The 15,685-nt window shown below is 41.7% G+C and carries 13 protein-coding genes; 8 read left to right on the forward strand and 5 right to left on the reverse strand.

Annotation, left to right across the window (positions count from 1 at the left end; all coding sequences use genetic code 11):
* Window positions 1–13 precede the first annotated feature (13 nt).
* Window positions 14–283 (reverse strand): acylphosphatase, encoded by a 270-nt coding sequence (locus tag RIB15_RS07615; RefSeq protein ID WP_350201556.1) that lies wholly within the window; start codon window positions 281–283, stop codon window positions 14–16.
* A gap of 92 nt (window positions 284–375) precedes the next feature.
* Between RIB15_RS07615 and RIB15_RS07620 the strand changes: the two genes are divergently transcribed.
* Both RIB15_RS07620 and RIB15_RS07625 read left to right on the forward strand, forming a co-directional pair.
* Window positions 376–1,308: a hydrogen peroxide-inducible genes activator gene (locus tag RIB15_RS07620; protein WP_350201557.1), complete on the forward strand. Its 933-nt coding sequence runs from the start codon at window positions 376–378 to the stop codon at window positions 1,306–1,308.
* Window positions 1,308–2,252 carry a TerC family protein gene (locus tag RIB15_RS07625; protein WP_350201558.1) on the forward strand — a complete coding sequence of 315 codons (945 nt, stop codon included), beginning with the start codon at window positions 1,308–1,310 and terminating at the stop codon, window positions 2,250–2,252. The genes RIB15_RS07620 and RIB15_RS07625 overlap by 1 nt, the downstream gene beginning before the upstream one ends.
* 115 nt (window positions 2,253–2,367) lie before the next feature.
* Here the strand turns inward: RIB15_RS07625 and RIB15_RS07630 are convergent, their stop codons facing one another.
* Together RIB15_RS07630 and RIB15_RS07635 are read right to left on the reverse strand one after the other, a co-directional pair.
* On the reverse strand, window positions 2,368–2,565 hold the full coding sequence (locus RIB15_RS07630; protein ID WP_350201559.1) for a DUF3185 family protein: 198 nt from the start codon (window positions 2,563–2,565) through the stop codon (window positions 2,368–2,370).
* A 575-nt stretch (window positions 2,566–3,140) separates the two neighbouring features.
* On the reverse strand, window positions 3,141–4,289 hold the full coding sequence (locus RIB15_RS07635; protein ID WP_350201560.1) for a hypothetical protein: 1,149 nt from the start codon (window positions 4,287–4,289) through the stop codon (window positions 3,141–3,143).
* A 419-nt stretch (window positions 4,290–4,708) separates the two neighbouring features.
* On the opposite strand from RIB15_RS07635, the gene RIB15_RS07640 reads away from it, so the two are divergent.
* Together RIB15_RS07640 and RIB15_RS07645 are read left to right on the forward strand one after the other, a co-directional pair.
* On the forward strand, window positions 4,709–5,611 hold the full coding sequence (locus RIB15_RS07640) for a hypothetical protein (protein WP_350201561.1): 903 nt from the start codon (window positions 4,709–4,711) through the stop codon (window positions 5,609–5,611).
* 158 nt (window positions 5,612–5,769) lie between these two features.
* Complete coding sequence (locus RIB15_RS07645) at window positions 5,770–7,497, forward strand: ATP-dependent DNA ligase (RefSeq protein WP_350201562.1); 1,728 nt, start codon at window positions 5,770–5,772, stop codon at window positions 7,495–7,497.
* Here RIB15_RS07645 and RIB15_RS07650 read toward each other — a convergent pair whose 3' ends face one another.
* Together RIB15_RS07650 and RIB15_RS07655 are read right to left on the reverse strand one after the other, a co-directional pair.
* Entirely contained in the window at window positions 7,498–8,250 is a 753-nt protein-coding gene (locus RIB15_RS07650; protein WP_350201563.1) for a hypothetical protein, read from the reverse strand.
* Window positions 8,251–8,268: 18 nt separating this feature from the next.
* Entirely contained in the window at window positions 8,269–8,829 is a 561-nt protein-coding gene (locus tag RIB15_RS07655; protein WP_350201564.1) for an LPP20 family lipoprotein, read from the reverse strand.
* Window positions 8,830–8,981: 152 nt separating this feature from the next.
* Between RIB15_RS07655 and RIB15_RS07660 the strand changes: the two genes are divergently transcribed.
* The 4 genes from RIB15_RS07660 (at window position 8,982) to RIB15_RS07675 (ending at window position 15,669) form a co-directional block, all read left to right on the forward strand.
* On the forward strand, window positions 8,982–10,526 hold the full coding sequence (locus RIB15_RS07660; RefSeq protein WP_350201565.1) for a hypothetical protein: 1,545 nt from the start codon (window positions 8,982–8,984) through the stop codon (window positions 10,524–10,526).
* Between the two features lie 5 nt (window positions 10,527–10,531).
* Window positions 10,532–12,445, forward strand: coding sequence for a hypothetical protein (locus tag RIB15_RS07665; protein WP_350201566.1), 1,914 nt, complete (start codon window positions 10,532–10,534; stop codon window positions 12,443–12,445).
* A 307-nt stretch (window positions 12,446–12,752) separates the two neighbouring features.
* A complete protein-coding gene (locus RIB15_RS07670) occupies window positions 12,753–14,705 on the forward strand; it encodes a PEGA domain-containing protein (RefSeq protein ID WP_350201567.1) in 1,953 nt (650 codons plus the stop codon).
* 4 nt (window positions 14,706–14,709) lie between these two features.
* The gene (locus tag RIB15_RS07675; RefSeq protein ID WP_350201568.1) at window positions 14,710–15,669 is read left to right on the forward strand and encodes a hypothetical protein; all 960 of its coding nucleotides are present in this window, start codon (window positions 14,710–14,712) and stop codon (window positions 15,667–15,669) included.
* The last annotated feature ends 16 nt before the right edge of the window (window positions 15,670–15,685 follow it).

The raw sequence follows: 15,685 nt of genomic DNA on the forward strand, positions 1-15,685 counted from the left end.
CGCAAGAGCTGGTTCAAAACCTGACATCGAAAGTAGTGTATGATTCGCCGCTATTCTCCTCTTTCACGTCCAGGTTTTGAACATAGGCTGAGCGTGGTCCTTTCTTACATTTTTCAATGAGCTGATTCACCAGTTTTTCATCTCCCTGCAAAACAGCTTCAACCCTGCCATCCTGCAGATTCTTGACCCAGCCCTTAACCCCGAGCGACCGTGCGTTCGTTTTTGTGAAATGCCGGAATCCCACACCCTGAACACGTCCAGATATGAAAATATGTTTCTTCACAAATCTACCTTTTTGTATTTAATGTTCTATTTTAAGCCTGTTAGTATTATAAAATGGTTTCTTTACCTTAGAGTTCAATTATTTTCAAGAATATGACATTAACCCAGCTTTCTTACATCGTTGCTGTTGATAAACACCGGCATTTTGCCACAGCAGCCCAAAAAATATACATCACCCAGCCTACCCTTAGTATGCAGATTCAGAAGCTGGAGGATGAACTTGGTGTACTTATATTTGATCGTTCAAAGACGCCGGTTGTTCCCACTGCCATGGGTGAAGAAATCATCGAGCAGGCCAAGCTTATTCTGAGCGGAGCCAAGCATATCGAAGATATGGTGGCCGTTCAGGGAGACAATCTCCGGGGCACCTTTCGTGTGGGGATCATCCCAACCATTGCCCCTTATTTAGTTCCTCTTTTCCTGAAATCTTTTGTAGACACCTATCCGGAGGTTGAACTCATTTTTGAAGAAGCCCTAACCGCAGAAGTGCTGAAAGGACTGAACGAAGACTATTTTGATGTCGGCATCATAGCTACACCCACCGACAAGCACATGTATGAAAAAGACCTGTTCCTGGAACCTTTCCTGGGATATGTAAGTGCCGATCATGAACTGGCCAAAAAAGACAAGCTTTGCATCGACGATCTCTACAAAGAAGATCTTTGGCTGCTGAATGAAGGCCACTGCTTCCGCGACCAAACCATCAAGATCTGCAAGCAGAATAACGAGAAGCTCAATAAAGCGCCGATCATTTTTGAAAGCGGCAACCTGGAAACGCTCAAGCGCCTGGTGGAACAGAACTTTGGTATCACCCTGATGCCCTACCTCGCGATGAATGATTACGACACCCGCTGTGCCAATGGGGTTGTAAAACAGTTTGAGGACCCGATTCCATCCCGTAAAATCCGGCTTGTGTACAGCCGCGAGTTTTTGAAGAAAAACCTGATTGAAGCCTTTGCCGATATCATAAAAAGCTCCATACCTGAAGAGCTGGAATCACAAGACGAGGCCATGGTCATCGAGTAATGGAACACAGCCTCACGCTCTGGATTGTTTTCAACATTTTTATTGTAGCCATGCTGATTATAGACCTGATGGTCTTTAATCGCAATGAACATGAAATCAGCATCAAGGAATCATTGGTATGGACAGGGGTCTGGATTTTCCTTGCCTGTGTATTTGGTGTCGGGATTTACTTCTATATGGACCCGGCCAGCTCTCTCGATTACTTCACCGGCTACCTGATTGAGAAATCCCTCAGCGTAGATAACATCTTCGTGTTTATCCTTGTGTTCTCCTATTTCGGCGTTCCGCCTAAGTACCAGCATAAAGTGCTTTTCTGGGGGATTTTCGGAGCACTCGTTCTTCGGTTCCTGTTCATCTTTTTAGGAGTGGCTCTCATCGAACGCTTTGAATGGATCGTCTACATCTTCGGAGCATTCCTGGTTTATACCGGATTGAAAATGGCTTTTGAGACGGAAAAGGAAGTCCACCCCGAGCGTAACCCGCTGCTCAAACTGACACGAAAATTTATCCCCGTCACTAACAAATTTGACGGACCGCATTTCCTCACCCGCGTCAATGGAAAGCTGATGGCTACCCCGCTTTTTGTGGTACTTATTGTGATTGAAACAACCGATGTGGTATTTGCCATCGACTCCATTCCCGCCATCCTCGCCATCACCACCGATGAGTTCCTGGTATACAGCTCCAACGCCTTCGCCATTTTAGGATTGCGCGCCCTGTACTTTGCGCTAAACGGGGTGATGAAACTGTTCCACTACCTGCACTACGGCTTGGCGGCGATCCTTTCTTTTGTGGGAATCAAAATGCTGATTGCTGATTTTTATCACGTTCCCACTCCCTGGGCACTTGGCTTTGTAGGATTTGCCTTGACTGCTTCTATTGTCGCTTCCATGCTATTTCCCAAAGAAGATGCTGAAATACCACAGGCCCCGGAAGAAGAGTAGGCTGACCTTGCTTTCCACCTTCGCTGTCATCCTGAGCGAAGTGATTTATTTTTAGGACTCGCTGTAAAACGCGAAGGATCTCAAACTCAATTCTGGAAAACAGATCAAACTTTGGCTACTTTTTCTTAGCCAGCCTCGATCCACCTAAAATAACAGCTACAACTCCAACAACAAGCATCACGATAGCATCGGTAGAGCCCGATCCGCCAAAGGCTTGATCAAGTTCTGAACCCAGCGAGTTGTATTCCTGGTAACCAAAATAAAGAAGGAGAGCGCCGGCGAGGAGGAGTGCAATAGCAACAATGCGATTCATAGCAGAGGTTTTTTAGGGTTGTATTCTATCTAAGCATTCTGGCAAACAAGCGCAATATGCAAATCGGATGGCTGTATTCTGAGAGTCTTTTTTTTAATTTGTCTTCACTCTTCATTTCTAAACCCTGTCCTTTCTCTGGCGCTTGAGTAAAGGAAAACTTTATGAACTACTTAAGTTGTCATCCTGAGCGCCCCATTTTTTACCAGAGATTTCCAGGCATGAACGCGAAGGATCTCAAATTCAGACATGCCAAATAATTCAACCTTTGAGATCCTTCGTGTTAAACTACGTGCCCCTCGCTTAGTACTACGCACTCAGGATGACAACATCTGGGTTTTGGCCAGGACAAGAGGCCAGCCATTACCGGAATCAAATAGATACTACTACGAATCACAAAAGACATAAGCATCGATTGGAGAAGACATGCTTATGTTTTGAAATTTTCGTCTATATGTTCCTGAATTTCTGTCTAGACGAAATTATTTTTTCTTCTAAATGAAAGTTTGAGTTACTCCAGCGGTAAGTGGAAGAATGGTTTAGACTAGTGTTATTAGTATTAGAACAGCCGAACGAAATTAGAAATTTGGAATAAACCAATCCTCAGGTATACCAAGGACTTCGCTAACTTTTTTTCCAGGAAACTCTATTATCCTGTCAGTTTTTAATTCTATTCTTTTAAGATCAATCATATTCATATCTATTGATTTATTCGAAAAGGGATGCTTTACTAACCAATGTTCTGCAACATGTAAGTTTGAAGGAAAAATCCTGGTAAAAAACACACCGGATAATCTTTTATAATTTGGATTTAAACCATCACCAAAAAACCCTTCTAACTCTCTTTGAATGCTCACAGGTTTTTTGTTCTCAAAAATGACTTTTTCTCTCCCAAATAAAGTATCGTAAATATTATGTTGGCTAAGTATATGATCACCAACATAGTTAATAAATACAATGAACGGTTTATTCAGTTTTCCATAGTAACCTGCCTTCTTTGATAAGGCGTTAGTTAAAACCTCAACTATATTATTCCATTTTACTCCATAATCTCCATATACGCCAATTGAACCCTTTCTATCTTTTCTCCCCCTAAATTCTTTTTTTATTGGTATTAAAGTTACTTCTAATTTTACTTTCTCATTTTCATAGATAATTTGTGGTCCAAACCTGTCTAAATATTTGTTCTTATTTTCAATTACCTCATCCGGATCAAATTTTTTGATTTCATTCTCAATGTATACTGAGATTTTCTTTTCGCTGGGCGATTTTATCTTTTTTAAAACAAATTCATTTATACTGAGATAGAAATTTGGAGTATTAATTCTATTAAGCCTATCCAATACTCTTGCTCTAATTTTATTATGTGCATTTTCAGTATCATCTTTTATGGCTTTAGCCTCTACATAAATCTCATCTACTCCCTTTTTCATTAAAAAATCTGGTGACTTCTTAGAATCTGGTAATGATGGGTGGATTTCGATTTCATAGCCCATTTTTTTGAATAATTGAAAAACTACTAACTCAAAAAAGCAACTCTCAAATTCATACTCCAACCTACTCTGTAAATTGTTTTTGTCTTCTTCAGGGTAGTTTTCAAACCATTTATTTAATAAAGTTCTCACTTTAACTGCTAATTCTGTAGCACTCCGATCATAATATTCAAACGTACTCTCTTGGTGTTTGGCCAATGAAAAGTCATTTCTTTCTTTTTCTTCAAAAAGCATGTCCTAACTATTTTGTAAAACCTTATCGAAATTAATACAACCTAAAAATCATATGGAACAATTTCTTACAAAAAGTTAAACGAAATAACATGCCACGAACTGTCACCCGCTCTTCTTAGTTTAGGGTAGTGAATGAATTGAATAACAGATAAGACTGTCATTGCGAGGAGCCTACACAAGCTGTAAACAGGACTAAATAGTTAAACGACGAAGCAATCTCCCGGAAACGAATTCCTAAATAATTCTGGGAGATCGCCGCGTCGTAAACCCTACATTTCGAATTCAAACCTTGTTACCTCCTCGCAATGACAGCCCATATTTAAACACACATGCTCAAAATCACCAAGGCCGGAAATCATGGAATATTGCTGCCCCAGCTGGGCATTGGGCTGGACTATAGCGGAAAGCAGGCGAAACACGTGTTTGTCTCTCACGGTCATGCGGATCATATTCCCTGGAGCTCCAATGCCAAAGCAGTGTATGCCACTCCACCTACCAAAAAATTCATGACTCTCCGGGGCGCCAAATACGAGGTGCGGGAACTCCCCTTTAAGCAATCTATAGAAACTGAGAACGCCAGAGTTACTTTCTATCCTGCCGGACATATTCTCGGCTCCGCCATGACGTTCGTGGAATCCGACTTCGGCAACCTGCTCTACACCGGTGATTACCGCACCCCTCCCTCTCCCGCCACCGAAGGTTTCGAACTCCCCGATGCTCAAATCGACAGTTTTATCACCGAAGCGACCTTTAGTCTGCCCGTGTATAAATGGCAAAGCTATGATGAACTGAAAGCAGACATTTACGGCTTCGCGAAGTCCGCTTTGGATGAAGGATATACACCGGTTTTTCTGGCGTACAATCTCGGAAAGGCACAGGAGATCATGCATTTGGTAAAGGATTTAAATCACCCCGTGCAGATTCACGGAGCCGGCTTCAAGCTGTGTGATGTCTATGAAGAGAAAGGCATCGATCTCGGCCGTTATGAGACTTACGACCGGGAGACCTGCGAAGGCAAAATCCTGATTTGTCCAAGTTCGGCCGTCAATAATGGCTTTGCATCCAACGTCCGTAAGAAGCGCATTGCCTACTGCAGCGGCTGGGCGGCTATGGAGTCGAGGCGAAGTCAGCTTACCGCCGATAAACTCATTCCCATTTCCGACCACCTGGATTTCTTTGAACTGATTTCCCTCTGCGAACAACTTCAGCCCAAGATGACTTACATCACGCACACCCCAAATCCCAATGTGGTTAAGCATTATTTGGACCAGCGTAATATTCCATCTCAGTTTTTGGGTATGGAGGTGCAGGAGGATGATTGAGGGAATTAAAAATTCAAAATTTAAAATTAAAGATGGGTCAACACTTGAATTTATAAAACCACCTAAGCCTTCGGAAACTATTCCTTCCGCTTTAACTAAACCGAAACCAATTTTTAATCTTTAATTTTGAATTTTTAATTGAACAGGATCATAAACTCGTGACAACCTCAAACATTCATACCTTCCACACATTGGCTAAAACCGCGCAGGAGATTAACGAGACGCGGGGTAGCAATGCCAAGATCAAAATTTGTGCACAGTATTTTAAGTCGCTGGAAAAGGATGAGGATTTGAGAAGAGCCGCTCAATTTTTAGGTGAGGGAGCTTTTTCTGATGTGTCCGGAAAACGGGCGTCAGTTGGGAGCCGAACCTATTCCACCCTGGCTGCCGAAATCTGTGAAATCAACTACGAGAAAGTATTCAAGCCTTCCAAAACAGCAACCGGAAGTTCCTCAGAAACCATCGAGAAGCTGTTCAATAATATCCTGGAGGCGAGAAAGAAATGGCTTCCCAAAGCATTGACACTGAAACAGGTAGAAGATCTTTTTAATCGGCTCTACGAGGTTTCTTCCCGAGCCGACAAGCAGGACATCCTGAAAGACGCGTGGTCGCAGATGACTCCACTTGAAGTCAAATACTTCCTGCGAATTATGGGACGGGGTTCACTGCGTATCGGATTTGAATCAAAGAGTATTGTTTCTGCAATCGCCAAAGCCTTCAAACACAAGGTAGAGGAAGTGCGCTATGTGCACATGATTACCGGGAGTATTGGAAAAACTGCGGTGCTGGCTAAAATCAATCAGCTTGATGAAGCCCGGTTTACCCTGTTTCAACCCATTTCCTTTATGCTGGCCTCCCCGATTGAAAGCCGGTCCGTAGAGGATTACAGCGTCTATGTAGCTGAAGAGAAATTTGACGGGATGCGCTGTCAGCTGCATGTTTCAGGTAAAAAAGTTCAGATCTATTCCCGGGATTTGAATGAAATCACCCATTCCTTCCCCGAGATTGTGGAATTCTTTGCAGAACGAGCGTTACCGGAGCTGGTGCTGGATGGAGAAATCTGTGTATTCAAAGACGATACCATCCTGCCCTTTCAGCTTCTTCAAAAACGTATGGGATTGAAGAAGCCGTCTAAAAAAATCCTTCAGAAATATCCCACCCTTCTGATTTCATATGATGTGCTCTTTCATGACGGTAAGCCCATTTTTGAACATACGTTATCGGAAAGGCGAAGTCTATTGAGTAAGCTTTCCGAAAAACATAATCTTCCGATTACCACCCAGCAGGAGATTCAATCCAAAGAGCAGATTGAAGAACTGTTTGATCTGGCCCTTGCTCATGGTAACGAAGGACTCATGCTGAAGCAGAAGAAATCAACGTATGAATACGGACAGCGGCGGAAGTCGTGGTTGAAAGTGAAAAAACCCAGCGGCTCCATCGATACCATCATGATGTACGCCCACACCGGAAGCGGGAAACGAGGCGGTACCTATTCCGACTTTACCCTCGGTGTTTCGGTCAGGGATGATGAACGGTATGAGGAAGAATTTATCCCTATTGGGAAAGCCTATGGCGGCTACAGTGATGAAGAACTGAAAAAGATGAACGACCGCATCAAAGAAATTACCGCAGAGAAATATGGCCCTACCCTGGGTTTATATCCGGATATTGTGGTGGAACTGGAATTTGATGATATACAGGTGAACAAGAGAACCAAGGCTAATTACACGCTCCGGTTCCCGCGTTTCAAGGCCATCCGCTGGGATCTATCTCCCGATGATGTGGATACGCTTAAAGACGTGGAACGACTGTACCAGGAAAAAATAGATCAGGAGCGGCTCAAGCAGGATAAAAATCCTTCTTTCAAAATTAATCGACGAGACTAGCTAATATTCAATAACGTCACTTTCCTTGACAGCGATGACGGTCAAAAAAGATTTGTGTGTGGTGTATCTCCTGACGTTGTAGATTCCGTTATAGATCAGGTTGGATTTGAAATAGGTGATTCCGCCCGATTGTGTGTAATCCCCTTCTTCCAGTTGTCGTTCTATGGATTGAACCGAAATACGGATTGCCTTGGTCAGGTCCTGAAGAGCGTTGTTTTTGGCTTTCATCCATGCCACACTTGGATTGTAGGAAGTGGCCCGGGTTTTACCGATTGCAAACCAGGTATCCCCAATTTTTTGTGGCCCTATGAATAACCGGGAAAGAGAAGGCATTTCAACATTGATGCCCGGGGATTTATTTGCCAGAGCAGCAACACAAACGGCCTGTTCATTAATAATCACCGAGTCCTGCTTTATCACAGTATCACCAAAAGCAAGTACAGTATCTCTGACGCTTAACTCCGGAAAGTTGTAGGTGGTATAGTCATTGGTTTTGAATTCCTCAATGTATACCGACATAAACAAGTTGCTATTCAACTCATCGAGAGCCTTTTCACAAGCATCTTCAAATTCTTCCTCCGCTGCATAGGAATAGACAGGTTCTACACCGAATCCATGAAGATATTCAGATTGATAGATCAGAACGGGTTGCTCATCTTCATCCAAAAAAAAAGTACTCTGCGAAAACAAGGTTCCACAGAGTACTAAATTTATAAGAAATGCCTGAATCAGGAATGTGAGACTAAATTTCACAAAAACAGTGTTTTGAATTTAGTCTTCTAATTCATGAAGTTTGTTTTGCAGTTCTTCAAAAGCTTTAGAAGCCTTGAACTTGGTATACAGTTCTTCATCTTTAGAAAGTGCATTTTCAAGTACGGAACGAGCCTGACCTACCGGCATGCGTACCAATACGTAGCAACGCTGATTTACGTTACCACCGGTAACTTCAGGATTCAGTTGCTCACACTCGGCACGGTCGCGGGTAACACCATTCATAGTGTTGTTCACTAGCTGCTCACTGGCACTAGAGAAAGTTGCTGCGTAGTTGGCATTTGGGCCGCTTTGTACTTCTTCTTCAAAAGATTTTTGCAGAGCAGAAACTTTAACTTCAAGCTTTTGAGCCATTGCTGTGGTAGCATTGCTCTGAGCCATTCTTAGTGCAGTTCCCTGACGGCTGCTTTCAGCTTGTCCCGGTGCATAAAAGTATTCTTCAGTATCTGCCGGAGGAACCATTATCCAGTTCGGCATAGAACTTTGACTGGTAACAGCTTTTTCGCCCCCGCAAGAAACCATAAAAGTAAATGCGAATAACGTTAATAGAATAGATTTCATTTTCATATCGATTACCCCTTTGTGGTATTATTTGGTTTCAGGAATAATAAAATGATTTATCAACCAACACAAATCTTTTTAATTTGACTATCATGGTAAATTGTTGAATTTTTGCCGTATATATTACTAAAAGTAACGTTGAGGTTTAAAAAATGGGGTTTTTCGAAAACATTTATACGGAGAAAAAATATTTCTCTGTTTTTCTGAGTTTTTTCTTCTCTGTTATACTTATTCCAACCTGTATTCTGGCTCAGGATACGGAGTATGAAAAATGGAAGAAGCAACAAGAAGCTGAATTCAAAGAGTATCAGGATAAATTCGACAAAGAGTTTATTGAGATGCTGGAAAAGACATGGGAAGAGGTAGGCATCAATCCGGGCTCTGATTTCTATAAAGAGAAAAAACCAGTTTCGATTCCGGAAGCTCCGCCAAAACCTGCCGTTGAAAATGAGGCTCCCAAAGATGATACCCCGATTCGTGAACGGGTAGATATCGATATTCCGGATGCACCAGAACCAGAGCCTATTAAAATTGAGAAGCCTCCTAAAGAGTCGATGTTTGGCGATATCGAAACCCGGACGGCTAATATCAATTACTTTTCTTCTACTATTCCGTTTGAATATCCGGCTCAGTTGCGCTCTTTATATTCTCCGCAGGAATTTTCTATGAGGAAAACGGATAACAAAAGAATTGCGGAATTCTGGGATAAAGTCAGCCGCATAAACCACGACCCTATCATCTCTTATTCCAATAAAGTACGTGAAGAGCTAAAATTGAACGACTGGGGTTATTTACTGCTGATCAACGATTTTGCCAATACCGTTTATGAAGGGTATGACAAAAAGCTTGTCAACCTTTACAACTGGTTTTTGCTGACACGAGCCGGATATAAAGTGCGCATTGGATATGATCAAAATGATGTATATATCTTGTTTGCGGTAGAGTACAACGTATTCAATACCAAATACTATACCCTGGACGGTGAGCAGTACTATGTTATTGACCTGAATGAAGACAAGCAGACTCCAAGCTCCATCTTCACTTACACCGGTTCGCACCAAAGCCAAAGCAAGAAGCTTGACCTGAGAATTAAAGAATTCCCAAATTTAGGCGATACTAAAAACACTGAGTCGCGGACGCTAGAGTTTTCTTTCAATGATAAGGACTACATCATTCCGGTTTCAATCGATAAGAATTTGATTACCTACTTCGAATATTTCCCGCTTACGGAACTTCCTGTTTTCTTTACAGCTTCATTATCTGAATCGTCTAAAAAGTCAATTTATGAGAAGCTTGCGCCTGCTATTGCAGATATGAATGAGGAAGAAGCCGTTAACTTCTTGCTCAGATTTGTGCAAACGGCATTTGACTACAAAACAGATCAGGATCAATTTGACCGGGAAAAATATATGGTTCCCGAAGAAACGTTGTTTTATCCCTATTCTGATTGTGATGACCGATCCATTTTATTTGCTAACTTAGTGCAGGAATTGGTGGGGTTAGATGTAGTCGGACTTCGATACAGCAAGCATTTAGCTACAGCCGTTGCCTTCTCCGGCAATAGCGTGCAGGGCGACAGCCATTATCATTCAGGGAAAAAGTATATCGTTGCAGATCCAACCTATATAAACGCTTCTGTTGGAATGACCATGACTCAATACAAAAATGAACAACCAGAAATTGTAAGCTTACAATAATTAAAATGTACTATTCAAAGAAAAATTCTATCTGCAAACAGATATTATTGCTGCTCTTCGCTGTTTTATTATCATCGAATGCCTTTGCTCAAACTCCGGATATCGAAACCATTAAAGCCGGTGATGACTATTACTGGGGTGAATTCTGCTCCCAAAACCAAAGCGAAAGTGAATCAGCTGCCATCGATCAGCTTCTGTCAAAAATTGCCGTAAATATTGAATCTTCATTTACCAATAAAGTATCCGAGAGCATTACTGACAATCAGGGAGAGTATAAGCAGGAAGTTGAAGGGATTGTAAAGACCTACTCTTCAGCTCAACTTAAAAACCTCAAAACATTTAAAGAGCCACGTGATTGCGGTATTTACGTGTTCAGATACATTATGAAATCTTCTGTTAATGAGATTTTTGAAAACCGGAAACAGCTGGTTAAAGACATTTTTGATAAAGCAGAGGAATTTGAAGAAGAAGGAAATTATGCCAACGCACTGAAGTATTATTATTTCAGTATTGTGCTTTTAAATTCCATTCCGGAATCAACCTTAATGCACAACGGAAGTAACTTATATACAGAACCCGGCTTCCGTATTCCTGATATTATACAGTCGGTACGTTTTGAAATTCTTTCCGACGAGATGCTTACCAATAAAGAGCGTGAAATTACGGTTGCTGTTTTGGTGGATGGCGAAAAAGCCGAAACTCTCGATTTTAGTTTTTGGGACGGCAGTAACTCCGTATCAGCAAAATCTATTGACGGAACAGCTACCATCAACCTGTACGGTTCCAGCACACAATTTAATTCGTTGAGAATCAACGTTAAGTATTCTTATTACGAAAATAAGGATGAGATTAAGGAAGTGGGCGATCTTTGGGAACTCGTACGACGCCCTCCTTTCAACTATCCGAAAGAACTGGACCTGGATCAGCCTATCACTCAAAAGCAAAAAGAGGAGATCAAACAAAAGGTTGCTCTGGAGCCTATGAATGAAAGCTTCACGCTGAATACATTCATGGAAGAATTTGCACAAACTGATGCAGTCGAAGAAGTTCAGGCTGTGGACGTTGAGGAACTCAAAGAAATTGTACCAGACCATCTCAAAAACCTTCAGGCCTACTTTAATGAAGAAAAGGAAACCGAAGCTTGGAAAGAAGATGAGTTTCTGGATAATAAATTGGCCAGCCTTGAGAAGTTTAATAACCTGAGCATTTCAAACAATACCTCTAAATCTGACATCAATAAAACAATGGAAGGATGGGAATTCCGGCAGCTATCTTCTACCGCCCGCTACCCTTCTGTGAATATGCAAAGCAAGGAATACCTAGTACCCGATTTTGACAGCACCGGAACCATGACCGACATCAACTTTGGAATTATGGATGGCATGTATGAGGAATTTCGCAGGGCTTCAAAGTTTGGTAAAGATTGGGATAAGCGTCAGGTAATGATCAAATTTGTTGAAAAATACAGAACGGCTTATATGACCCGCGATTTGAGTCAGCTTGGAACTATGTTTGCAGAACAAGCTGTGATTATCACAGGCCGTGTGCTTAAGGTTGATGAAAGTGCCAGCAATAATTTTGCGTATGAGCAAAATCAGCCTTCCCAGCCCAATGTTGAGTATCTCCGCCAAACAAAACAAGAGTTTTTAGAGCGCCAGAAAGTTCTGTTTGCGTCCAAGCCTGATATCCACCTTGGTTTTTCCACTTTTAATATTATCCGGAAAAACAATCAGGAAGGAATCTATGGTATTAGTATGCGTCAGAGCTATACTTCCACTAACTACTCGGATGAAGGATATTTATTTCTTCTGATCGACTTTAACGATGAAGAGCCTAAAATTTATGTTCGAGCATGGCAACCAAAGGAATGGTCTGAAGAAGCTTTAGTGGAATTAGGTAATTTTAACGTGAATTTTTAACTTATTTATTGGCGATTTAATCGTTTTTGGGGAGGGGAAACCAAGGGCATTGCAATGGTGCTTTAGGTAATTTCAAGATGCACAGGGATGTGGGGATTTCTGTACATCATTCTTCTCTTATTAGTAAAGGTACTATGTACAGTAATATAGCTAATTCTCTATGTAGGCTAAGCTATGTTTATCCCAATACTACATATATATGTAGTTATTGTTTTCATAATTGTTTGTAATCTCTTTGCCAAAGTTCCCCGGGGACTGCCATGCATGGGGCTTACCAGTGATTTTAATCTTAAGAAGTAGTAAAAAAGTGTATACACAAAGATTCAAACTGTTATTCGTTCCCATTTTTCTATCCCTGTTATTTGGGTCTACCTCATTCAACGACATACATGCCCAGGATGAGACGGAAGAAATGTCTTCACTGAGAATAGTTGGTGAAGCCAAACGTCTGCCCAGCGAAATAATAGCTGACAGGGATGATAACCGGGATATAAACGGTAATCTAACAGCCGGACTTCGTATTATATCAGACCTTACAGGTTTGACTTTCCGCTCCAACAATGGAATCCATAAAGTACAGCAGCTTCCGGGATACAATCTTCTTTACCTGTCTACCAATGAGCGGGTAGTAAGTATCTATAAAGATGGCTACCCTCCTTTTCAGTTGGTTTTAAATGATGAAGGTATCAGTCTTGAGGCTGGCCAGGTTTGGGAGATACAGGTAACAGGCGATCAGAAATCTACACTGGAACCTGTTCAGTTTAATATTAGTCCCGAAAATAGCACGCTCTTTATTGATGGTGAAGAGTACCAGGTTGACGGAACCGTTTTCGATACTGAACTGACAACGGGTGACCACTTTCTTCAGATTCGAAAAGACCGGCATGAATTTATAGATGACTCCATTTCAGTTTCAGCTGATCGTGTTAACACCTTCAGATATACTCTCGATCAAATTAACCCGGTTACTGTATTAATCAACTCAACTCCAGCCGGTGCCTCCATTTATTTAAATGATGAGCCCGGAGCCCGGGGTGTAACTCCGCTTAGAGTTAACATCTATCCCGGAAATCTTAAGATTCGGCTTACTTATCCCGGTTATTCCAATGTAGAGGACGAACTCGAATTTACAGGTGCCAACAGGGAACTAAGCTATAATCTTCAGCGATACATTGGTTACCTCACCGTCAATACTACCCCGGAGGATGCCACCATCCTGATTGATGATCAGCCTCAAAGTAACCGGGAAAATATTGAGCTTGTTCCCGGTGCTCATATACTTGAAGTTCGTTCTTCCGGTTTCGATCCGGTGAGACGAACAGTGGATATTACTCAGGGTGATTCTCTTGTTGAAAATGTAACGCTGGGCCAAATTACAGGTAATCTGTTTGTGATAGCGCAACAAGAAAATGCGGAATTCACGCTTCGAAAAGATGGACAGGTAGAACAAGAATGGGTTGGCTCAAAAACATTCAGGGATCTGCCGGTTGGCAACTATGAGCTAACTGCTGAACTGCTGAATTTTGATACTCAAACCCGAAATTTTGAGCTGCAACGAAATGATGACAGAGAGATAAGCATAGATTTGACTCAGATACAAGGGCGTGGCAGTCTGACCATAAATAGTGTATTCCCTGACGCTGAAGTACAGCTTAAAGGTCCCGGATACTCCCGTTCTTTTGATAAAACACCCGTTCAGCTCCCCTCTCTCCGGTTTGGCAAGTATCAGATTTCTATTGAAAAAGATGGGTTTAATGATGTGAATAAAGAAATACAGGTCAACTCATTGAGTCAGGAGGTTACTTTTGTCGATGAATTTCAGCCCCGAAGTAAAGGAAGGGCGATATTGCGTTCTGTAATTCCCGGGGCAGCATTCCCCGGAGTGGGTCATGGCTATCTTGGAAAAGGTGGGCGTGGCTTTCTGTATTTCCTGGCCGGAGGTGGTGCTATTGCCTACAGTATTAAGTCATATTTAGATTACAACAATTCTTATAAGAAATACGAAACTGCACTAGAGCTTTATAATAATGCCTCTTCAGGTGCTGACTTTGAGCAGCTTCGCACAGATTACCGCGGACATTACGCCACTGCCAATGATGCTTTGGATCAGCTAAAAGTAGGTATAACCGCCTATTTTGCCGTTAAAGGTGTTGAAATTGTTGATCTGTTGCTGCAAAAGTCAAACAAGAAGAAGCTGGAAAACGCAAAAATTGAATTTAATGCCAAGAACAACGGACTTAGCATGCGGGTAAATTTTTAAGATTATGGAATACCTAACGATGAATACTTTTAAAAAGCATATCCTTTTCATTCTTTTGCTACTTATATCAGGAAGTATGATTTCCTGTGATACTATCATAAGCCAAATAAATGAGCTGCCTGAAACCGAAGATGACGGAGCAAGCAATTCAAATGATCCTACAGATCCCGACTACAAGTTGCCAGGTATCCGTTTTATTAATGCTGGTTTTTCACTGGATAATCCTTTTGAAATAACTCAGCGGGAAATCACCCTTGAGTGGGACGTAATTAACGAAGAAGGCTCCAGTATTGATTTCAACTTCCAATATAGTTACCGCTATGCCTCTCCGGAAGAAAATATTCAGAACAAAGACTTTCAGTCAGTCGAAGAGTTTCAGTCGATTACTATTTCTAACCTGATCGAAACGTTTGGGGAAAATTATTATACGTTCGAAATCTATGCAGAATATACTCCACCCAATTCTACCGTATTAAAAGACACCACCTTTACCGGACAATTTTCGGTGAATGCATTCCAGAGTCGTGGGTTTCTGTTTAACCCTCAGGTAATAACCAGTAACAATGATGGTACCTATACGGCAAAAGTCTATTTGGACGAAATCCAGGAAAGTGACGACCTCACGGCCTTCTCTTTGGTTTTAAATTATAATGCTGTTTTCCTGGCGGTTACCGATGTACAGGTATTTGGAGAAGCAGGAAGCTTCCTGAATCCGGATGGAAATAACACACTCATCTATGTAGAGCCGGAAATCACATCAAATTTTATAACTATTGAAGCCGGTATTGCCGGAAGCGGAGTAACCCTCTCCGGCGGTGGTGCCGTTTGTGAAGTAACCTTTACGCCAACTGGCAGCTTCCCCGGAAGTACCGCCCTATATATACATAACACTTCTGTGCTAAAGTCTTCCGAAGGCTTTGACATAGATATTTTGTCCTATGATCAGGCTAATGTTGTCCAATAAGATTCGGGAAAACTAT

It is taken from the genome of Gracilimonas sp., from assembly GCF_040218225.1.
GTDB lineage: Bacteria > Bacteroidota > Rhodothermia > Balneolales > Balneolaceae > Gracilimonas.